Genomic DNA, 19,353 nt, shown 5'->3' on the forward strand with positions numbered 1-19,353 from the left:
GAGCCTTCCGTCGACCCGCGCCTATGATCGAGGCTTCACCATGCTCACGATCCGGGTCACCGTGTTGCGGTATCCGGGGCGCTTCATCTGCAGCCGGTGCCACGTGACGACGCCGACGGCGAGGCTGACGACCCCCGGGACGGAGATTCCCCCGATCAGAGGGCCGGTCTTGCGGGAGAACAGCTGAGACGCTGCGAGGATCGACGCGCTGGCGAGGATGCCGTCGACGAGTTGCGGCACGGAACCATCCGTGTCATGCACCTTGAACTCCACCGAGACGGTGCCGGCGCGCAGCTGACCGAAGACCTTGCGCACGTCGTCAGGCAGAGAGGTGAACAACCGGTCCCACGACTTGGCCGTCCTCGCGAGGTTGTGAGCGAGACGCCGGGGGTCGAGTCGTTCCAGCATCATCTTTCGAAGGTACGGCTCGAGCAGATCGGTGATCGACTCGGATGTCCCGAGCTTCTGGCCGAGGCCTTGAAGCCGCAACAGCACACGGAACAGCAATGCGAGGTCGGACGGGAAGGTGAGTCTGTGCTTGCGAAGCAGCGCGGACCCGGATCGCAGCATCCCGGCGATGTCGAGGCCGGCGACGCTTCCCTTGAGGTACGTGCTCAGCCACAGGTCGACATCGCCCCGGAGTGCGGTGATGTCGACGTCGGCCGGTGCATTGGTGATCTCGATGACCGCGTCGGTGACGCCATCGACGCTCCGCTTCGACACGGCCAGCAGGAGGTCTTCGAGTTGCTCTTTCCGCACACCCGTGAGCCGTCCGACGTCGCCGAAATCGAGGATCGCGATGTGATCGGGGTCTGGAAGCAGGAAGTTTCCGGGGTGCGGATCGGCGTGGTAGATACCGTCGCGGAACACCATCTCGAGGTAGATGTTCGAGGCGCGACGGCCCAGGGCGTCGACGTCCCAGCCGTCCCGCTCGAGCGACGCACGGTCGGCGAACGGTCGCCCGGTCATCAGCTCCATGGTGAGGACCTGTTTGGCGGACCGCTCCGGGTAGGGCTCGGGGATCAGGACGTCCGGTTCTTCCGCGAAGTTCGCGCGGAACGTCGTCAGGCTGTCCAGCTCCTTCGTCAGATCGATCGCCGCTCGCATCATGGTGTCGAACTCAGCCACGAGCGTCGTCGGTGAGAACCGCGCGAGCTCCGGATCGTTGGCCTCGGCGTATGTGGCGAGAGCACCCATGAGTTCGAGGTCGCTGATCACACGTTCTTCGGCCCCCTCATGGAGCACCTTGACGGCGACGGCCGTGCCGTCGTCGAGGCTGGCACGATGCACCTGCGCGACGGAGCCGGAGGCCATCGGCGTGCTGTCGAAAGTTGCGAAGGCCTTTGCGATCGGCATGCCCAGTGCACTGACGATGCGCTTCTCCGCCAGCCCCGGAGCATCCGGAGGGACGGAAGCCTGAAGCTTGGACAGCTCGTCGGCGACGTCGACACCGACGATGTCGGGGCGGAGGCTCAGCATCTGGCCGAACTTGATCCAGGTCGTGCCGAGCTCCGAAAGCGCGGACCGGAGTCGGGCGCCCGCGCTCAGCTGCACGAGCTCCGGATCGGCCTTCCGCTCGACGAACGATGTGTGGGAACCGCCGTTCTCCCCCGTCGCCGCAGCAGCATTGGCCGCGAGACGTGCGAAGCCGTACCGGCGCAGCACTCCGGCGATCTCCGAGATCCGGTGTCGCTGCCGAACGAGTACTCCTGCGACGTCGCTCATCTCGCGGCCCTCCTGCCCACTTCTTACTTCGTCGGTTCTGTGTCGGCGCTCGCGTGATCGTCGACATCGATCGTGTCGACCGTCTCCACGACCGTGTCGCCGTCGGTGGCGACGACGTCCTCGACGGCGGTCTGGCCATCCGTGACAAGAGTATCCCCGACCGCGGTCACACCATCGGTTGCGACGATCTTCTCCACCGCGACGTCGCCATCGGGCCCTGCCTCGGCGGGCGCTGGCTTGGCGGGCGCCGGCTTGTCGGGCGTCGGCTTGTCGGGCGAACCCTCAACGGGCCCGGTGGCATCTCCCCGAGCGGCCAGAGCCGCGAGCACGTAGTACCTCGCCTCCTGCAGGGCGTAGACGGCGAAATCGATCGCATCCTCAGCGTCGAGCTCCGCCCGCCTCGCTGCGGTGTCCGCCGGAACAGACGGGTCGCCGGCGCGAGCGGCGGCTTCGGTGCGGAGTGCGTCGAAGCCGTCGGACACGGTGCGCTGCAGCCCCGCCCACCGGCTGGCGACGGCGTCCGAGTCGGCCTCGACCTTCTGGCCGAATGCGAATGTGATCATCGACAGCGACTCGCGCAGTTCGCTCGCGCGTATTTTCAGCTTCGCGTCGTTGTCGGTGCGAAGCGCTGCGACGGAGTCTTCGAGATCCTTGGCCTGGCTCCCAAGTCGGAGCATGAGGTCTGACAGTGCCATGAGAAGTCCTTTCGAGAGAAGTTGTTCGTGGGGGTGCGGTGGAGCCGCGACGTCACGTGGCACGTCCGCCTCCGGATCCCGCAGGGGGGCCGGTCCGGCCGGAGGAGCCGAGTGGATCTCCGGCCGGACCGGTCGGATCACACGTAGTAGGGGTACGCGGGGTAGACGTACTCGTCGTACCAGTAGGGCGAGTAACCGTAGTAGTCGTAGACGTCGACGTAGTATCCCTCGTCATAGACCAGCGTCGGGTCGTATGCCGGCGCTCCACCGATCCTGTCCTTGTTCTGATCGATCACGACCTCGTCAGCCGTGATCCGCGTGACGGCGTCGACGGGGATCGCCGAGGTCGTTTTTTCGAGGAGGTGGCCGTGGTTGACGACCAGAGCACGAACCTTGTTGGTCGTCTGGTCGACCAGCAGGTCGTGCACCTTTCCGAGGTCCTCTCCGGCGCTGTCCACGACCTTGCGTCCTCGGATGTCCGCGTCGGGATCGAGCGTCACCTCGTCGGTGTCGCTCAGTCGGACGAGTTCGTTGGGGTTGAACGTGGCCATAGCTGTTTCTCCTCAATTCGGTGTTGACACGCATCGATCACTCGATGTGTCAACAACGCTAAGAAGCGAAGCGCTCGGAGTCTTGTACGAGCGTGAATGACGAAACTCCAATTCGTGTACTCCCGATACGACGGTCTGAACACTGGCCGTTCCACCTGTTCCGGGCCGGTTGTTCGGGCGTACATTTTGAGGCACCGGATCGTGTTAACGATTCCATTGCCCCCCCGGCCAGGGGGCAGCCAATATCGGTTCTGTCACCTTTAACTCCCTGTGATCGGAGCCTGTACGTCAGCGTCCTCGCCATCTTCCGCGGCATCGCCGAACTCAGCGCCGCCTCCACCATCCGCCACCTCACCCACACCACCAACTGACCCCCACCACCCGCAGCCCCCGAACCACACGAAACGACTGGGAAGAACTAAGGGAACTGCAGATGAACGGCGTATTCCGGCGATCAGAGAAGCAGCCGATGAATGATCCACAACCGACGACAGATGTCCCGCTGCCCGGTATCGACACTCCGTCGACCTATTGGATCGACGTGACCTACCTCGTCGAAAGCGCACTCGAAGCATCCCGTATGAGCGAAACCAGCACTCAATCGCGTCCCTCTGAAGCCCAGGTTCTACTCAGCTCCGTCGCGGAGCACTCACCCCGCTTTGAACGGACGAATCCATGACGGATGTGCAGCCCTCCAGCCTCCTCCCGGCACTCGCGTCGTCGCTGCTCGCCGCCGCAGCAGACCTTCCCGCCCGGCTGGCCGAATCCATCAGGCGACGAGTGCCCAGTTATCGCGAGCCGTCGCTCATCCCCGAACAGGAACTGCTCGACGCCTGTGTCGCGCATATCGACTTCGTCTGTTCACTCGACCTGCCCGATGGTGAGCGGCACAAGACGGCGCGGGTGATCGGCGCGACCCGCGCGAGGGCGAACGTCCCACTCTCCGAGGTCCTCGACGCGATCAGAGTGGGCTCGGAGTTCATCTGGAACGTGATCGTCGATTACGGCCGGTCCTCCGGGTCCGCATCCGACGCTGAACTCGTTTCGGTCGCCGGGCAGGTCTGGATGATGAACGACGACTTCGTCGACCTCATCAGCGCCGGCTATCGCGACGCGAAGGAAGTCCGCCTCATCAACGACGAGCGCGAACGCTACGCACTGATCGACACCGTGCTGAGCGGGCACGACCAGCCGAACGCCTCCCTCTGGCAGGCCGTCGACCGGCTGGGACTCCCCCGCAACCGGCCGTATGTCGTCGTCGCCGTCGAGGCTCACGAGGACGGCCATGTGCCTGTTCCCCTCATCGACCGGCGGTTGCTCGAAGACGCTATCGAGTCGGTCTGGCTGCTGCGCTCCGACGTGGAACTCGGCATTGTCTCCTGCCACGAGGCTCAGCTCCGACTCGTGCGGAAAACCCTGCAGCACTATGAGGTGCGCGCAGGGATCAGCCCGGTCACCGAGGACTTAGGCCACATCGCGCAGGCCGTCCGGCTCGCACGCACATCGCTCGCGGCCGCCGATGACGGTCAGGTGAGGTTCTTCCCCGACTCCGCGATCAGCACGATGGCCGCAGGCGCGCCCGACGTGGCGTCCGAACTCTCCAGCCTCGTGCTCAGCCGGGTCCTCGCACTTCCCGAACCCGAACGCGCGACGATCCTCGACAACGTCCGCACCTGGTTCGGCACGGGCGGCTCCGTCCCCGAGGCGGCCCGGGCGATGCTCGTGCACCCCAACACGGTGCGCAACCGGCTGCGTCGGCTCGAGACGCTGACTCTCAGGAGCCTCTCCGATCCACGCGATGCCGCCGAGCTGTATCTGGCGGTCGTCTCACTCCCACGGCGCACGCCCGACCAACGATCCTCGGGCGACGGAACGAAAGGACTCTGAATGGACAAGGTGATTCGTCGTTTCGACGCAAACGGTGCGCGGACCTTCGATGAGAGTCCGACCGATGCGGAAAGTGCCGTTGCAAGCACGAACGGTGGCTTCGTCTGGGTGGACGTGTCCGCTCCCGACGCCGCGGGGATGGTCGAGTTGGGCAAGGAGCTCGGTCTGCATCCGCTCGCGGTCGAGGACGCGACAGCCAGTCGGCTGCAGCCCAAAGTGCAATGGTTCGAGCAGCACCTCTTCGTCGTGATGTGGGAAGTCGGGTCCGCGTCGGCCTCGGACGATCCGGACATCACCGAGACGTTCATCTTCGCTCGCACCGGTCTCCTCGTCACTGTTCAACGGGGGTCGGCGTCGCAGCAGGTCGACCTGCCTTCCGTCCTCGAGAATGCGCCCACGGGGTTGGCTGGCGGCGTGATGAGCGGGGTTCACGCGATCGTCTCCAGCATCATCGACGGATACATCGTGGCCGCGAGCATCAACGAAACCGAGTTGGAACAGCTCGAGGATCAGGTGTTCGACGAGACCGTCCGGGATGACTCGAAGCGGATCTACCGGCTGCGCAAGCGGATCGGCAAGGTGACACGGGCCGTCTCGACTCTCGCGATCGCGTTCGCCAACAACAAGGATCGGCTCGATGATCTCACGGCCGGTGACCGTGATCTCAAACCCTTCGTTCAGGACCTCATCGACGACCTGGCGGGTGTCAGCCAGCTCTGCGCCGACCAGGAATCCGCTCTCGACGGCGTGATCGCCACGCACGAGAACGCGATCGCGAGCGCCCAGAGCATCGACTCCCGAAAGATCTCCGCCATCGCGGCGATGCTCGCGATTCCGGCGGTCATCTCCGGTCTGTACGGAATGAACTTCAAGAATCTTCCGGGCACGAACTGGGAGTACGGGTGGGTTGCTATCGCGGTCGTCATCATCGCGGTCGAGGTCTGGGCGTACATCCGGCTCAAGCAACGCGGATGGCTGTAGGAAGCAGTAGTCGACGTCATGGTTCTGCAATCGCTTTTCGACGTCCCGCCGCGTGAGCGCGCCGAGGCGTTGACGTCCTGGTTTCGGGGCGGAGCTGCCCCCGCCGAGTTCCGGGTCCGTCAGGATCGTGGCCTCGACGGCCATTTCGGTGCGGGCCGTATCGGGGAGCTCGGTGTTGCCGAACTCCTCATCGACGGTGCCGACAGTTCACTCCACCGACGGGCGAAGCCGGGCGGAAGCGACCTCGAATTGCTGCTGTTCGACCGGACGGATGCCGGCAGAAATGCTGTGCACCAGAACGGCCAACAGGTCTCGCTGCCGCCGGCACGGATGGTTCTCACCTCGACCAGGTTCGATCTCGAAGCCCACCAGTGGGAGTCCAGCCATCGGTACTCCATCGTCATCCCCTACCGGACTCTGGGACTGCCGGAGGAGCTCGTCGACTCGCTGCTGGCCTCGCAGCTGCAGATCGATGAGGCGCTGTCTTCGACGGTTTCCGGCTTTCTGATGCGGGTCGTGCACCAGTCGATCAGAGGGGATCCCGCGATGGCCTTGTTCTCCACGCCGATCGTCGACATGGCACGCAGCGTGATCTCCGCCGCCGCAGGTGACGCGGCGCGAGAGACCGAACCGCACGCCGGCACGCTCTTCCCCCGGATCATGGAGTACGTGCGACTGCACCTCTTCGACCATGGACTCTCCCCCGCCCGTATCGCCCACGCTCATGGCATCTCGGTGAGATATCTGTACCTGATCCTGGCCCGCGAGAGCCTGTCACTCGGCGACTGGATCCGCGAACAGCGGGCTCAATGCGCGGCCCGGCTTCTCATGGATTCGCCCTACGACCTTTCGATCGCCGACATCGCACACCGAACCGGCTATGCCGATCAAGCCCATTTCTCCCGGTCGTTCCGCCGGTGGTACGGCACGTCCCCGCGCGAGTGGCGCCGGATGCACCGCTGAGCGGTCGCGATCGCGGGCATCCTGATCGGCGGGAAGAAACCCGCGGCTCGAGGTCCTAGCCTTGCGGCGGGACGGAGGCCAGTCGGTACGAGGCGAAGAAGGTGGCTCCGTAGATGGCGGCGGCGACCAGGAAGCCTACGGCCATCACGTACGATGCCCACTCGTTTCCGCTGATGACCGTGCCGACACCGGCGAGGAAGGTCACCACGATGACCACGAGCCCCCAGAGCGCCAGGCGCTGGCCGATCCCTGCCGCTCGAGCGGCGAGGAGCGCTCTGATGCTGATGAGGACCAGGCCGATCGCGATCAGGATGTGCAGGATGATCACGATCGTGTCGAAGACGACCGCGAACGTCCCCTCCGGCTCACCGATGAGGTTGGCGGCCATCCCGAGCAGGAACTGCACCGCCAGGGCGTAGAGCGCCTCGCGGGAGCGCCGGCGAAGACTCTCGGAAGGATTCACTGCAGCGGCAGAGGCGGACATGGTGGCTCCTCACGTTGGAACGGTTGCCGAGTTCCTCGCCATTCTGCTCCCCGCACCGCCCGTCGCGGTACATCGATTGCTGAGCTTCCAGACGAATGCACCCCTGCGAGGCGCTCGATCGAGCCGGCAGTTGAGACGGTCCCGACCTGAGATTTTCCTCGGGCAACGACCGGATGGGGCAGGTGGTTTCAGGCGCCGGGCCGGGCGTAAGACTAAGTCCGACAGCCAACGGGTCGAAGCGTCGACGTCTCACAGGTCTCGCCGCAGCCCGATGGCGAGTGCCACGCTTCCAAGAGCGAATACCCAGCCAAAAGACAGCCAGAGTGCCGCATCAGAACTTAACCATGAGGTAATCCTGCATCTCGATGGATCGACCATCGATTGTCATCTCATCGCCCACATCCACGAACCGCCCGAGATACTCGACCGTTTTGCCAGGGAACCCGCGAATGTCTGAGCCCGCAGGAACAATTGCGATGTCATCCTTGCCAAGCAGCGCCAACGCGGACTGGACCAGACCAGATTCAGCGACGAAGGCCATTGCTCGGACGTCGCCGAGTGGTCGTCCCGTAATCCACGCTTCCAAGTAGCGACCGACCTGCGCCGAATCGTTCTCGCTCGGAAAGTCTGATTCTGTGTGGTGCATCTTTCCCCAATATTTTGTACAGACGTGATTATTCACCTTGAGCGAGACCGAAGCACCGAGGAATGGTCAGTCCCGCTTGTCGCCCTTGCGAACGGCGATGACAACCCCCCGGATCACAAGGGCAAACGCAACAAGAAGAACCACTGCGGCGGTGACGTATTCGAACCAGTGAGTGATCCCCGGCAGGAAGAGGAGCACGAGCGCCAGCACCGCAACCCCGCCTGCGATCATCGCGATCCCAACCCCGCGGCTGGAGCCGACACTCGCTGGTGCATCCATCTCTCGCTCCGACCTCTCGCGATCTTCCATCTCACCCTCCACGATCACTCCCCGCTCAAGTCGAATGCGGTCACCGTGCCCCGACCGCGGTGAGGCGAACGTAACATCTATTTGGAGTACATTTCAACCACCAGTTTCTTAACTTAAGACATCATATATTACACACCTCAGAATTGATTTGGGCGTGTCTGATTCGTACGCGGTGCTCTATGACCCCAAGCGCGAGCGAGCATCCTCGGCTCATCGCTTCTCAATCAATATCGTTACGGGCGAACCTGAGGCGGCTAGCAAGACAACTTTCAGCTGGCAGCAGGTATCGGTTCAGCACACAGGCGGATGGCCTTGGGAGAGTCGCTGGCTGCTGGTGACGAAGTACTTGGCCCGTCTTCAAGAGATCTACGATGGCGCTCAGATCGAATCTGAACACCGACCTCTGGGCGATCACAAATAGCTTCGTGATCGATTGCCATCACCTAGGCGAGACGTTCTCTCATCAGCTTTCATTGCACGAGCAGGTTCCATCGATCGTGGCGAACAGCCCCCAGCTTCAACTCTGCCGCGACTAGGCCAACACCTGGAAGCACTTCAATCGGGATCGGAACGTGCGAGTCGCCAACATCTGGGACGACGGTGATTCGGCGACCGGCGGACACTACGTGACGATCGCCCACCGTCTGCGAGATGACCCCCCGTCCAATCAGGAGACGGTCGATGCTCTCGCTCTGGCTCGCGCCGCGCGGGAGGCATAGCGCACGTTCATGAATGCGAACGGCATAGCCGAGCCGACTGGTGTAACGCAGCCATTCTTGGACAAGTTGATCGGCCTGGACCCGCCTGGGTGAGTTGTTTGGCCAACCACGATACGTCATCGACAAGCGTCCCAGACACATCGAGCCCTACGGCAGTTCGCGGAGCCCATCTCACCCGTTCGCGGCCAGAGGGGATCATCGGGTGATCGCCGCAGCTGGACGAGCAGCTCGGAACTGGAGATCCGAGATAATGGAGCGTGTCCTCCTCCGTCGAATACCGCTCTAATCCCGTTGCCTGGGCCGCGTTCTGGTTCGCGCTGGCCGGCCTTGTGCTCATGCCCATCCCGCTGTTCATCGGGCTGGTCCTGGGCGGCGGCCTCTCGATCGTCGCAGCAATCCTCGCCGTGATCGCCCTCTTGAAGGGGCTCGCGCGCAGCGGCAAGGGCATCGCGCCCGTCGTGTTCGCCGCGATTTTCATCGCGCTCACGTGGGGCGGCATCTCGGTCGGGGGCGGCATCGTCTGGTAGGTCGACCGGCCGATGGTTCCTGCTAACTAAATGGGGAGCGCTGACACATTCCAGTGCTGACACGCGCACACCGCTAGCGTCGAAACCGGAAGGGGAAACGGATGCAGGCCGATTGGGACGAGTCGTACTTCGAAGCGCAGCAGCAGGACGCGTCGGTTTACTGGGTCTGTTTCTGGACCGGCGACGACGTCGAGCAGGCGGCACAGCACGATCCGCAACGAATCACGGGAGCGGACTCGGTCGAAGCAGTCCTTGCGTGGCTGGCCAGAGAAAAGGGCGAGCGGCGGTTCGAGCTCTTCGTCGAAACCGTCGACCACGCCGAATCACGCCAGCAGGGCTGGATCGCTCGCCGCAACCTCATCCGTCTGACTGGCGATTTCCGCCCGCGAGGCACCTCGGTCACCACTACGTTCACTCCAACGGACTGACGCCGCATCCCGCGCCCGGGAGTCGATCGGCTTGCGGATACCCTCGGTGGGTGGATCGTTACCCTTGAGACATGGAACCGGACTGGATCGAACACCGACGCTCGAACGACGGGGAGCGAGTGGGGTGGATGAAGCCAGTCAGCGAGGGATTCGTCGCAATCGACCTGTTGGGGCGTCGGCGGACAGACGTGGTGGACTGGATGCTCGCAGAGGAGACTCTCGACGAACTTGGACTGGGCTACCTTGCCGACGCGCATGAGTTGCGGCTGGACGACGGCTCCTGGTTGCGTGTCCGGATCGCCGAGGTGTCATCCATCGCTATCCGCGTGAAGAAGGACGACTGGGGCGATATGAACGCGACCCAGATCTACTACACGTTGTCATTCCCGGTGACCGAGGACCAGCTTCGTCCGCTGTCTCGCTGAGGGATCGTCAACTAAGGCCGACGTGCCTCCCTGTCGGTAGTGCGGCATAGTCTCACACCATGGCCACCCTCGACGACCTGCGCCGGACCGCTGTCGGGTTGCCCGGTAGCGAGGAGCGCGCGACGACGGGCGGCGCCGCTTGGTTCGTTCGCGGCAAGCTCTATGCGTGGGAGTGCCATCCTTGGCCGAGCATCCCCGCTGACGTCCGCGAGATAATCGCGGCCGAGCTCGTCGTCGGGGTGAAGGTCGCCGACCGCCTGGACGCGCTCGCCCTTGTCGAAATGGCGCCCAACGTGTTCCTGCGCACCACGACCACCTGGGGCGAGCCGAAGGTCGCATTCCGCATGGCCGGCATCGACGTGGACCATCTCGCCGAGCTCGTGACGGACGCCTGGCGTGTACAGGCTCCGAAGTATCTGCGGCGTGAGCTCGACGACGTCGGCGCTTAGAGGATTGGCAAAACGTTCCAAGACAAATCGCGTCAAGCCGTTACACGCGTGGGCGGTATCGCATGGCGACCGCCCCCGACCGGAACTCATGGCGATCCACGAGCTCGAGCTGGATGCGCTCGCGCAGACCGGCGAGCAACGTCGGCCCGTGTCCGGCAAGGACCGGCTGCACGAGAAACTCGTACTCGTCGATCAAACCCAGATCTGCCAACGCCAGAGGAAGCGTCACCCCACCGACCCACAGGCCCTCGCCTGATTCCTGCTTGAGCCGCTGAACCGTCTGCCCCAGGTCGCCTCGCACCAGCTCGGCATTCCAATCGACCCCGCCGAGCGTCCTCGAAACGACGTACTTCTTCGCCCGGTCGATGGTCTCGGCGAACGGGATCTGCCACTCATCCATCCAGTCGGGCCACGTGCCCGTGGCTGGCTTCCGCCACGCCGACTCCATCATCTCGTAGGTCACCCGGCCGAACAGCAGGGCATCAGCTCGTCCCATCTCAGCGGTCCAGTAGCGCATCGAATCCTCGTCCGGAGGGAGCCCCGCCTCGTGATGGCAGCAGCCGTCGAGCGTGACGTTGATCGAGTATCGAAGTGGTCTCATCTGGTTCCTCCCGTGATGCGCGCATCGCGTTTCACTGGATCGTACTCAGAATGACTTCGTTGTGAGACTTACCTCGGGAAGGTGCGCGCGATCACGTCACACCACCGAGAGCTGTCGCCGGCCGCGACCGCCGCTCCGCTACCTGAAAAGACGGGGTCTCCGCCCACTCCTGCACGGTGATCACCAGGCGATCTCTGCTCAGGTGGTCCGCATCCCAAGCATGCCTTCCGGACCGTCTAGACGGTTTGCGGTCCGCCCCAGGATTCGGGCCAGGTGCCAGGGTCGATTTCGCTGCGTCGTCCGAGGAGGTTGGTGGCCCACTCGGTCTGCCAGAGGTCGTCAAGGAACGCTGCGCGTTCTTCCCGTTTTGCGCGGTCATCCTCGGGGGTCGGGAGAAGTCCGGCTCGGCCGAGGTCCACCGCCGCGCCGATGGCGTCGGCGAGGCTCGGTGCGATGGCTCGGGGACGATCGGGCCAGCTCGCGTCGATGACGGTGCCCGATCGTTCCGGCACCGCGTCGACCGCGGCCTGGTACCACCCCTCCTGCGTGACTGGGATCCACGCATGACTCCACTGCCACGGTTCTGTCTGCTGGAACAGCTTCACGTACTCAACGATCCTGTCCGCGCCCAGGAGCGGACCGCAATCGAGTGTCGGCCACCATTCACCATGTGCTGGTTGCCCGTCGTGCCAGCGGAGGAGCACCTCGAGCTCGGCAGGGAGCGGCATCGGCCACACTGCAGCCCGCAAGGCTGTTAGCGCCTCGTCATCGACTGGTCCTCGCAGATTTCCCCACAACGCCGGCGCCAAAGAAGGCAGTTCCAGCTCGACCCGACGGAGAGCCTCTGCCATCCGGGCGCCACGATCATCCATGCGTCGATTCACCCAACAAACTGCGAGTCGCGACATCCCCTCTTCACGTCACATCGCCACCGTCGAAACCCGTCAACACGGCGTTTCGGTGTTGATACGGCGAAGCTCGTCACCGGGATCACGATTGCTCTGAGCGACGGCCGATTCGACGTGCCGGTCCCGAAGTCAACGAAGACAGTCCAACGCGGATAACGCCCCTACTCTCTGCCGTCCTCGAGCGGGATGAGCAAAGTACGGAACGGACCCGCAACGGCGTGGAGCTCCCAAATGCGATCGGCGACGTCGTCGATGCCATTGACAAGCTGAAGCTGAGGAATGCCTCCCGGGATCACGAGTTGCGCGACACGGACGCCCTCACCCTCGAGTGCGTCGTGGAGCATCTGACCGTAAGCGCTCTCGGCCGGGAACGCGACCGATGTGCCTGCGAAGTCGGCGCGTGCCTTCACCGAGGTTCCGCCGTTGATCAGGATGACGCTGCCGCCTCCGGCCTGACGCATCGCTGGTAGCACCGTACGCACCGCGTGAATGAGCCCGAGAGCCGAGAACCGCAATGCTTCCAGCGCCAGCTCCGGAGTCAGGTCGAGCACCGGCCTCAGGTATTCACGCGACGGCAGCGGGCTGTACTGCAACGTGGTGATGGGTCCCAGCTCTGCCGCGGCACGTGCAAGGGCGTCCTCAAGTGCCGCCGGTACCAGCACGTCCGCGGCGTAACCACGCGCGGTCAAGCCGCCGGCCGTGAGCTCCGCGGCCATGGCGTCAAGCTTCGACTGGTTCCTCGAGATCAGGGCTATCGAGAAGCCTTCGCGCCCGAACCTTCGCGCAACTGCCGCTCCGAGTCCCGGTCCAGCTCCGATGATGGCGATGACAGGCACGGTGGGTTCCTTTGATCGATGGTGTTGTCTTGACCATAGCGCGCCAGGTTGGGCGACAGTTTGTGGGGATCACCGTCTACACACCTGACCTCTGCGAGATTACCCGTCGCGAGCACGAACCCAGCCGAACCACCTCTGTGCCCGGCCGCCGCTAGACTTCACCGCGTGACCGACTCAAGCATCCCTGACCGGATCAGGGTGCTCATCGTCGATGATGACCAGCTTGCCGCCGCTGGTCTCACAGCCATCCTCACCACCACTGTCGACATCGATGTTGTCGGTCGCCGGACGGATGGTGACGAGGTTGTGTCCGCGGTCGCGGAACTCCGCCCCCACGTGATCCTCTGCGATGTGCGGATGCCACGAATGGATGGTGTCGCCGTCGTCGAAGCGTTCCACGGGGCCGGCCCGAGATTCCTGATGATGACTGCGTTCGACGAAGACGGACGTGTCCTCGACGCGGTCGCCGCCGGCGCCGCCGGGTTCCTCCTCAAAGACGAAGACCCGCACCGGATCATCGACGCGGTCCGCCACGTCGCAGCCGGTGACGCCGCGTTCTCACCACGCGCCGCGAAGCAACTCACCGAGTGGGTGCACGACGCGAGAAACACGGATGCCCGGCAGGACGCGCTGACGAAACTGGACCAGCTCACCGACCGGGAACGGCAGTTCGCACTCGCCCTCGTCACCGGTGCGTCCGACGCGGAGCTCGCGCAGCAGTTCTACGTCGCCGAGACCACGGTCAAGTCGACCCTGTCAGCGATCAAAACGAAGTGGGGTGTGAAAAACCGGGTGCAGATCGCGGTCGTCGCCGCCCGGACCGGACTCGTCTAGTCGAGACGCGCGGCTAAGCAGCCTCCGCAGAAGGTTCGCTTCCCGCTTCCGGCTCTTCGACGCGCTGTTTATCTCGTCGATCAGGTATGTCGTACTGCGGCGACGATTGCCAGAATCACAGCAATGATGCCGCAGACGACCGCCCCGCTGAATACGAGCAGCCCCAGCCAGAGCAGGAAGTTCAGCTGCGCGGTCGACCCGCCGAGGATCATCAGCAAGAAGCCGAGCACGAACAGGCCAACGGCCACGATCCCGACGGTCAACGCCGTGCGCCCGCGCGGGCTCAGGCCCGTCGGACGCGGTGCAGCGTACGGCTGCTGGCCAGGGTAGGCGTTCGATGCGTACGGCTGCGGCTGGGCAGCTGGCGGCGAATAGGTCTGCGGAGCCGGAGTGACCTCACGGTTGCGCCGATGCTCGGTCCATTTCGTTCCGTCCCACCAGCGTTCCTGTGCGGGATTCTGTGCGTCCACGAACCATCCGGCCGGCGGGAGCGATTGGCCATCCTGTGAGGCATCCATGGGCGTCATTGTGGCAGAGCGGCGTCCGCTAGGCCACGCGTTCGCGAGCCTGCGTCCCCCCATGGAACGCGGGCCGGGATGGTCACGCCCGTCCAACATCTCCGGGCCGCGGAAGCCCGGGGACGAGCGCGCCGAACTCTCAGTCGGTCAGCTCTTCAGCCACTCCAGAAGGTCGGCGTTGATCGTGTCCGCCTGCGTGGTAGGCATTCCGTGTGGGAAGTCCTTATAGGTCTTGAGCGTGCCGTTACGCAGGAGCTTTGCGGAGAGCGGGCCGGCGTCTGCGTAAGGGACGATCTGGTCGTCCTCGCTGTGCATCACGAGCACCGGCACCGTTATCTTCTTGAGGTCCTCGGTGAAGTCCGTTTGCGAGAAGGCTACGACCCCGTCATAGTGCGCCTTGGCGCCACCCATCATTCCCTGACGCCACCAGTTCTGGATGATCGCCTCCGATGCTTCCACACCGGGCCGGTTGTATCCGTAGAACGGTCCGGTCGGGAGAGCGCGGTAGAACTCGGACCGATTCGCGGCGAGTTGCGCCATGAGGTCGTCGAAGACGCTCTTGGGCAAGCCGTTCGGATTCGCATCGGTTTTCAGCATGAGCGGAGGCACCGCGCTGATGATCGCTGCGCGTGAGACTCGGTCTTCGCCGTACTGGCCGATGTAATGCACAACCTCACCGCCGCCGGTGGAGTGGCCGACATGGATGGCGTCGTGAAGATCGAGCTGCTCCGTCAGGGCTGCGAGATCGGCGGCATAGTGATCCATGTCGTGACCGTCGCTGGTCTGCGTCGACCGGCCGTGTCCGCGGCGGTCGTGCGCGATGACGCGATAGCCCTGGTTGAGGAAGAACAGCAGCTGGTTGTCCCAGTCGTCGGCGGAGAGCGGCCAGCCGTGGCTGAACACGATGGGCTGTCCCGCGCCCCAGTCCTTGTAGAAGATTTCCGTGCCGTCAGACGTGGTTATAGTGCCCATATTCTCTCCTCAGTCAGTACTGTGTGAGTGGTTTCGACTGATCGGCGGGCACCCAAGGTGCATCGCCAGGCTACATCGGCACCGTGCCCGAAATCCACGTCCGTTACCGCCGGCTCCCTGCATTGCGCGAGACTCGCGTGATCGTGCAAATCAGCCGTTCACGGCGATTGTGAGCCACGTGAGTCGTCATTCGTCGTGAGTGAAGTTGTTTCTACCGAAACGGACAACTTTCGTGGCGGAAAGAAAAGGATCGGTTGCGTGAGCTCGGGCCCGTCGGCGTCGAAGGGCACTGCCTCTGGTCGCGGGCCACGGACGCGCGTACGGTCGTGCCATGACGAACCTCATCGAGAGACTGGCTGACTCGGTGCCCTCCTGGGGTGCGCGGCTCGCGTACGGCGAGAAGACCACGCTCGACGGACACGACATCCTCCCCGTCGCGATCGTCGTCTTCGGCTTCGGAGGCGGGGAGGGGTCTGGTGACGATCCGGATGGCGCCACGCGAGGCGAGGGACGCGGCGGCGGTGGCGGCGGCTACTCAATACCGATCGGCGCCTACATCGGCGGGCCCCATGGGCCGACGTTCCGCCCGAATCCGGTCGCGCTGGTCATCGCCGCGGCTCCGCTGGTGTCAGCGGCCGGGCTGGCGCTCGCGCGGCTGCTGCGGTCCAATTGATCCGGGCGGATCCACTGCTTCTCGATCCGCCGGAACGGCGCCGCGACATCTCGTTGACGTGTGCGTCTGGTTGAGCGGTATTCCGACGGAGACGGCATAGCCCGACTTCCGCAAAATGCACTGCACGGCCCTCGACGAGGGCCGGGTGTCGGGTCACCAGGCCCTCGCCTCGTGGAGCGTCTCAACTCCGCGATCCGCGGCGCCAATGCTTTGCGTCACGGACGATCACAATAGGCGCATCCGATATCACTGCCCGGATGACGGCGTCGCCCGAAACGACGGTCATCCGGGCCAGCCGTGGTGACGCGCCGAAAATGATTCGGAGACAGCATCACCAGGGTCTGGGGCGATTAATGACATCTTCTCACCAAAATGGCCCCGGCGACACGGACTTTCGTTCTTCGCGACTATCCGACGAGCGCATGATCCGGGCAACAACACACCCACAGAGCACCCGCGTCAGGCGATCGCGTCGCCCTACCGAGGGCATTTGATCGGCTGACGCATCCGGCGTGCGAGAGCGAAGGCATGAAAAAAGCCCGGAAGACCGGGCTCACTTTCACTTCGAAGAACTGCTGGGGTACCTGGACTCGAACCAAGAACAACTGAACCAGAATCAGCCGTGTTGCCAATTACACCATACCCCACTGCGCTGATCCGGAGACCGGCGCCGAGAGTCAACTTTAGCCTACGGGGGGCCCGAACTACAAAACGGCTGCGCCACGCTCGACGGCCAGGCCGATCAGGTCGCGGTTCACCGCTCCGGCGACCACTGCGCCGGCGCCCGCTGCGACGATGAGCTGCTGCGGCCCGGGCGGCGCAGACTCCCCTGCCGCGTAGATCCCGGGCAGCGACGTGCGTCCCTGGGCGTCCGTGAGCAGGAAGCCGTGGTCGTCGCGGTCGAGGTCGAGGTCGTCCGCGAAACCGAGCGACGGCGACCACAGCGGACGGACGAATCCACCCTCCCGCCCGATCACCGTTCCGTCGGCGAGTCGCACACCGGACAGCACGCCTTTCTCCCCCACCAGGTCGTCGATGGGGCGGCGTTCCACGCTCACGCCGAGGCGGGCCAGGGTGCGCTCGTCGTCGTCGCTCACCTGCCCGACTCCGTTGGTGAAGACGATGAGGTCGCTCGACCACTGGCTGAGGAGCAGTGCGCGCTCCGCGAGGTCGGTGGTCTCGCCGATCAGCGCGAGCGCAGCATCCGCTTTCTCGAAGGCGTCGCACTCGACGCAACTGTGCAGGTGGGTGCCGTAGTAGGCCCGGATGCTCGGCAGCGCCGGCAACGTCTCCATCACGCCCGTCGCGATCACGACCGTCTCGGCGACGACGTCGAGGTCGGCCGCCCCGCGCACGCCGGACGCCCGAATGCGGTATCCGCCTTCCGACACCTCCACCGTCTGCGCCAGCGCGAACACCACTTCGCCGTTGTCGTAGCTCTCGACCTCGTCGCGTCCGAGCTTGCGCAGCTCCAGCGGCGGCACGCCGTCGCGCGTGAGGAATCCGTGGGCGAGCAGGGTCGCAGCGTTCCGTGGCCGGTTGCTGTCGATCACCAGCACGCTCCGCCGCGCGCGTACGAGGTTGAGCGCCGCCGAGAGCCCGGCCGGCCCTCCGCCGATCACGACCACCTCGTACGACTCCGGCTCCCCCGCCCTCCGTTCCGTCATCGCCGCAGACCTATCCGAGCGCGGCCGACAGCTTGTCGAGCCGGGCGACGGTCTCGGACTTGCCGAGGATCTCCATCGACTCGAAGAGGGGCGGCGACACGCGGCGTCCGGAGATCGCCACGCGCAACGGTCCGAAGGCGACGCGCGGCTTGAGGCCCATCGTCTCGATCAGCATGTCGCGCAGCGCCGACTCGATGCTCTCGTGCGTCCACTCCGCCTCGGGCACGTCCTCCAGCGCACCGAGGGACGCCCCGAGGATCTCCGCGGCGTTGGCGGGAAGCGATGCACGGGCGTCGTCTTCCACGACGAGGGATGCGGCGTCGGTGAACAGGAAGCCGAGCATCCCGGGCGCCTCGCCCAGCAGCTGCATGCGCTCCTGCACCAGCGGCGCCGCCTCGGCGAGCACCGCACGCTGAGCGTCGGTCAGCGGCTCCGTGAGGATGCCGGCGGCGACCAGGTACGGGATGGTGCGCTCGGCGAAGTCGGCGACGTCGAGCATCCGGATGTGGTCGCCGTTGATCGACTCGGCCTTCTTCAGGTCGAACCGCGCGGGGTTGGGGTTCACGTCGACCACGTCGAACGCGGCGACCATCTCATCGATGCTGAACACGTCGCGGTCGTGGGTGAGCGACCAGCCGAGCAGCGCGAGGTAGTTGACCAGGCCCTCGGGGATGAACCCGCGGTCGCGGTGGTGGAACAGGTTGGACTCGGGGTCGCGCTTGGAGAGCTTCTTGTTGCCCTCGCCCATCACGTAGGGCAGGTGGCCGAAGCGCGGCACGAACGTGGTCAGGCCGATGTCGATGAGCGCGTGGTAGAGCGCGATCTGCCGAGGTGTCGACGAGAGCAGGTCCTCGCCGCGCAGCACGTGGGTGACGCCCATCAGCGCGTCGTCGACCGGGTTGACGAACGGGTACAGCGGATGCCCGTTGGGGCGCACCACGACGAAGTCGCTGAACGATACGGCCGGGAAGGTGATCTCGCCGCGCACCAGGTCGTCGAAGCTGAGGTCGTCGTCCGGAACGCGCAGGCGGAGCGCGGGCTGGCGGCCCTCGGCGCGGTAGGCGGCCTTCTGCTCGTCGGTGAGGTCGCGCTCGAAGTTGTCGTAGCCGAGTTTGGGGTCGCGGCCGAGCGAGACGTTGCGCGCTTCGATCTCTTCGCCGGTGGCGAAGCTCTCGTAGATGTGACCGGATGCCGTGAGCTTGCCGACCACGTCGCGGTAGATGTCGTAGCGCTGCGACTGGCGGTAGGGCGCATGCGGTCCGCCGACGCCCACACCCTCGTCCCAGTCGAGTCGGAGCCAGGTGAGCGCCTCGACGATCTGGTCGTAGCTCTCTTCGCTGTCGCGAGCGGCGTCGGTGTCCTCGATGCGGAACACGAGCTTGCCACCGGTGTGCCGGGCGTAGGCCCAGTTGAACAGCGCGGTGCGGATCAGACCGACGTGCGGGGTTCCCGTGGGCGACGGGCAGAACCGGACGCGGACGTCGGCGCCGGTGGCCGTGGAGAACGGGTGCACGGTGTTTGCTGGGGTTTCAGGGGTGTCAGACATACCCTTGCA

At 64.8% G+C, this 19,353-nt stretch carries 23 protein-coding genes and 1 tRNA gene; 10 read left to right on the plus strand and 14 right to left on the minus strand.

The window, feature by feature from the left end:
* Nucleotides 1-21: 21 nt before the first annotated feature.
* The 3 genes from ACFVV5_RS08200 to ACFVV5_RS08210 form a co-directional block, all read right to left on the minus strand.
* On the minus strand, nucleotides 22-1,725 hold the full coding sequence (locus ACFVV5_RS08200) for an ABC1 kinase family protein (RefSeq protein ID WP_387241715.1): 1,704 nt from the start codon (nucleotides 1,723-1,725) through the stop codon (nucleotides 22-24).
* Nucleotides 1,726-1,748: 23 nt separating this feature from the next.
* A complete protein-coding gene (locus ACFVV5_RS08205) occupies nucleotides 1,749-2,420 on the minus strand; it encodes a hypothetical protein (protein ID WP_387241717.1) in 672 nt (223 codons plus the stop codon).
* Nucleotides 2,421-2,557: 137 nt separating this feature from the next.
* On the minus strand, nucleotides 2,558-2,971 hold the full coding sequence (locus ACFVV5_RS08210; RefSeq protein ID WP_387241720.1) for a PRC-barrel domain-containing protein: 414 nt from the start codon (nucleotides 2,969-2,971) through the stop codon (nucleotides 2,558-2,560).
* Between the two features lie 433 nt (nucleotides 2,972-3,404).
* Here ACFVV5_RS08210 and ACFVV5_RS08215 point away from each other — a divergent pair, with 433 nt between their 5' ends.
* From ACFVV5_RS08215 to ACFVV5_RS08230, 4 genes are read left to right on the plus strand one after another with little or no spacing between them, the layout of a single operon-like run.
* Nucleotides 3,405-3,650, plus strand: coding sequence for a hypothetical protein (locus ACFVV5_RS08215; protein ID WP_387241723.1), 246 nt, complete (start codon nucleotides 3,405-3,407; stop codon nucleotides 3,648-3,650).
* Nucleotides 3,647-4,858, plus strand: coding sequence for a PucR family transcriptional regulator (locus ACFVV5_RS08220; protein WP_387241725.1), 1,212 nt, complete (start codon nucleotides 3,647-3,649; stop codon nucleotides 4,856-4,858). The genes ACFVV5_RS08215 and ACFVV5_RS08220 overlap by 4 nt, the downstream gene beginning before the upstream one ends.
* Nucleotides 4,859-5,839: a CorA family divalent cation transporter gene (locus tag ACFVV5_RS08225; RefSeq protein WP_387241727.1), complete on the plus strand. Its 981-nt coding sequence runs from the start codon at nucleotides 4,859-4,861 to the stop codon at nucleotides 5,837-5,839. It abuts the gene before it with no gap.
* A gap of 18 nt (nucleotides 5,840-5,857) precedes the next feature.
* Complete coding sequence (locus tag ACFVV5_RS08230; protein ID WP_387241730.1) at nucleotides 5,858-6,802, plus strand: helix-turn-helix transcriptional regulator; 945 nt, start codon at nucleotides 5,858-5,860, stop codon at nucleotides 6,800-6,802.
* 55 nt (nucleotides 6,803-6,857) lie between these two features.
* On the opposite strand, the gene ACFVV5_RS08235 is transcribed toward ACFVV5_RS08230, so the two are convergent.
* The 3 genes from ACFVV5_RS08235 to ACFVV5_RS08245 all read right to left on the minus strand — a co-directional run bounded on the left by ACFVV5_RS08235 (nucleotide 6,858) and on the right by ACFVV5_RS08245 (nucleotide 8,241).
* Nucleotides 6,858-7,286 carry a hypothetical protein gene (locus ACFVV5_RS08235; RefSeq protein ID WP_387241733.1) on the minus strand — a complete coding sequence of 143 codons (429 nt, stop codon included), beginning with the start codon at nucleotides 7,284-7,286 and terminating at the stop codon, nucleotides 6,858-6,860.
* A 331-nt stretch (nucleotides 7,287-7,617) separates the two neighbouring features.
* On the minus strand, nucleotides 7,618-7,932 hold the full coding sequence (locus tag ACFVV5_RS08240) for a hypothetical protein (protein ID WP_387241736.1): 315 nt from the start codon (nucleotides 7,930-7,932) through the stop codon (nucleotides 7,618-7,620).
* Nucleotides 7,933-7,998: 66 nt separating this feature from the next.
* The gene (locus ACFVV5_RS08245; RefSeq protein ID WP_387241739.1) at nucleotides 7,999-8,241 is read right to left on the minus strand and encodes a hypothetical protein; all 243 of its coding nucleotides are present in this window, start codon (nucleotides 8,239-8,241) and stop codon (nucleotides 7,999-8,001) included.
* A gap of 976 nt (nucleotides 8,242-9,217) precedes the next feature.
* Between ACFVV5_RS08245 and ACFVV5_RS08250 the strand changes: the two genes are divergently transcribed.
* The 4 genes from ACFVV5_RS08250 to ACFVV5_RS08265 all read left to right on the plus strand — a co-directional run bounded on the left by ACFVV5_RS08250 (nucleotide 9,218) and on the right by ACFVV5_RS08265 (nucleotide 10,789).
* Nucleotides 9,218-9,487: a hypothetical protein gene (locus ACFVV5_RS08250; protein WP_387241742.1), complete on the plus strand. Its 270-nt coding sequence runs from the start codon at nucleotides 9,218-9,220 to the stop codon at nucleotides 9,485-9,487.
* 101 nt (nucleotides 9,488-9,588) lie between these two features.
* Entirely contained in the window at nucleotides 9,589-9,915 is a 327-nt protein-coding gene (locus ACFVV5_RS08255) for a hypothetical protein (protein WP_387241745.1), read from the plus strand.
* 71 nt (nucleotides 9,916-9,986) lie between these two features.
* Nucleotides 9,987-10,340: a hypothetical protein gene (locus ACFVV5_RS08260; RefSeq protein WP_387241747.1), complete on the plus strand. Its 354-nt coding sequence runs from the start codon at nucleotides 9,987-9,989 to the stop codon at nucleotides 10,338-10,340.
* 59 nt (nucleotides 10,341-10,399) lie between these two features.
* Entirely contained in the window at nucleotides 10,400-10,789 is a 390-nt protein-coding gene (locus ACFVV5_RS08265; RefSeq protein WP_387241750.1) for an MmcQ/YjbR family DNA-binding protein, read from the plus strand.
* A gap of 40 nt (nucleotides 10,790-10,829) precedes the next feature.
* On the opposite strand, the gene ACFVV5_RS08270 is transcribed toward ACFVV5_RS08265, so the two are convergent.
* The 3 genes from ACFVV5_RS08270 to ACFVV5_RS08280 all read right to left on the minus strand — a co-directional run bounded on the left by ACFVV5_RS08270 (nucleotide 10,830) and on the right by ACFVV5_RS08280 (nucleotide 13,134).
* Nucleotides 10,830-11,390 carry a dihydrofolate reductase family protein gene (locus ACFVV5_RS08270; protein WP_387241753.1) on the minus strand — a complete coding sequence of 187 codons (561 nt, stop codon included), beginning with the start codon at nucleotides 11,388-11,390 and terminating at the stop codon, nucleotides 10,830-10,832.
* 236 nt (nucleotides 11,391-11,626) lie between these two features.
* Entirely contained in the window at nucleotides 11,627-12,298 is a 672-nt protein-coding gene (locus ACFVV5_RS08275; protein ID WP_387241756.1) for an SMI1/KNR4 family protein, read from the minus strand.
* A 161-nt stretch (nucleotides 12,299-12,459) separates the two neighbouring features.
* Nucleotides 12,460-13,134, minus strand: a complete 675-nt coding sequence (locus ACFVV5_RS08280; RefSeq protein ID WP_387241759.1) for an SDR family NAD(P)-dependent oxidoreductase — start codon at nucleotides 13,132-13,134, stop codon at nucleotides 12,460-12,462.
* A gap of 198 nt (nucleotides 13,135-13,332) precedes the next feature.
* On the opposite strand from ACFVV5_RS08280, the gene ACFVV5_RS08285 reads away from it, so the two are divergent.
* Nucleotides 13,333-13,968: a response regulator gene (locus tag ACFVV5_RS08285; protein WP_387242372.1), complete on the plus strand. Its 636-nt coding sequence runs from the start codon at nucleotides 13,333-13,335 to the stop codon at nucleotides 13,966-13,968.
* An 80-nt stretch (nucleotides 13,969-14,048) separates the two neighbouring features.
* Here ACFVV5_RS08285 and ACFVV5_RS08290 read toward each other — a convergent pair whose 3' ends face one another.
* Nucleotides 14,049-14,486 (minus strand): DUF2510 domain-containing protein, encoded by a 438-nt coding sequence (locus ACFVV5_RS08290; protein ID WP_387241762.1) that lies wholly within the window; start codon nucleotides 14,484-14,486, stop codon nucleotides 14,049-14,051.
* Between the two features lie 147 nt (nucleotides 14,487-14,633).
* A complete protein-coding gene (locus ACFVV5_RS08295) occupies nucleotides 14,634-15,458 on the minus strand; it encodes an alpha/beta fold hydrolase (protein WP_387241764.1) in 825 nt (274 codons plus the stop codon).
* A 331-nt stretch (nucleotides 15,459-15,789) separates the two neighbouring features.
* Between ACFVV5_RS08295 and ACFVV5_RS08300 the strand changes: the two genes are divergently transcribed.
* Nucleotides 15,790-16,131, plus strand: coding sequence for a hypothetical protein (locus tag ACFVV5_RS08300; protein WP_387241767.1), 342 nt, complete (start codon nucleotides 15,790-15,792; stop codon nucleotides 16,129-16,131).
* Between the two features lie 575 nt (nucleotides 16,132-16,706).
* Here ACFVV5_RS08300 and ACFVV5_RS08305 read toward each other — a convergent pair.
* From ACFVV5_RS08305 to gltX, 3 genes are all read right to left on the minus strand, one after another.
* Nucleotides 16,707-16,778: transfer RNA gene (locus ACFVV5_RS08305), tRNA-Gln, on the minus strand.
* 57 nt (nucleotides 16,779-16,835) lie between these two features.
* On the minus strand, nucleotides 16,836-17,798 hold the full coding sequence (locus tag ACFVV5_RS08310; protein ID WP_387241769.1) for an NAD(P)/FAD-dependent oxidoreductase: 963 nt from the start codon (nucleotides 17,796-17,798) through the stop codon (nucleotides 16,836-16,838).
* A 10-nt stretch (nucleotides 17,799-17,808) separates the two neighbouring features.
* Nucleotides 17,809-19,344 carry a glutamate--tRNA ligase gene (gene gltX / locus ACFVV5_RS08315; protein WP_387241772.1) on the minus strand — a complete coding sequence of 512 codons (1,536 nt, stop codon included), beginning with the start codon at nucleotides 19,342-19,344 and terminating at the stop codon, nucleotides 17,809-17,811.
* Between the last annotated feature and the right edge of the window lie 9 nt (nucleotides 19,345-19,353).

The sequence above is a fragment of the Leifsonia sp. NPDC058248 genome (assembly GCF_042881905.1).
Taxonomy (GTDB): Bacteria; Actinomycetota; Actinomycetes; order Actinomycetales; family Microbacteriaceae; genus Leifsonia.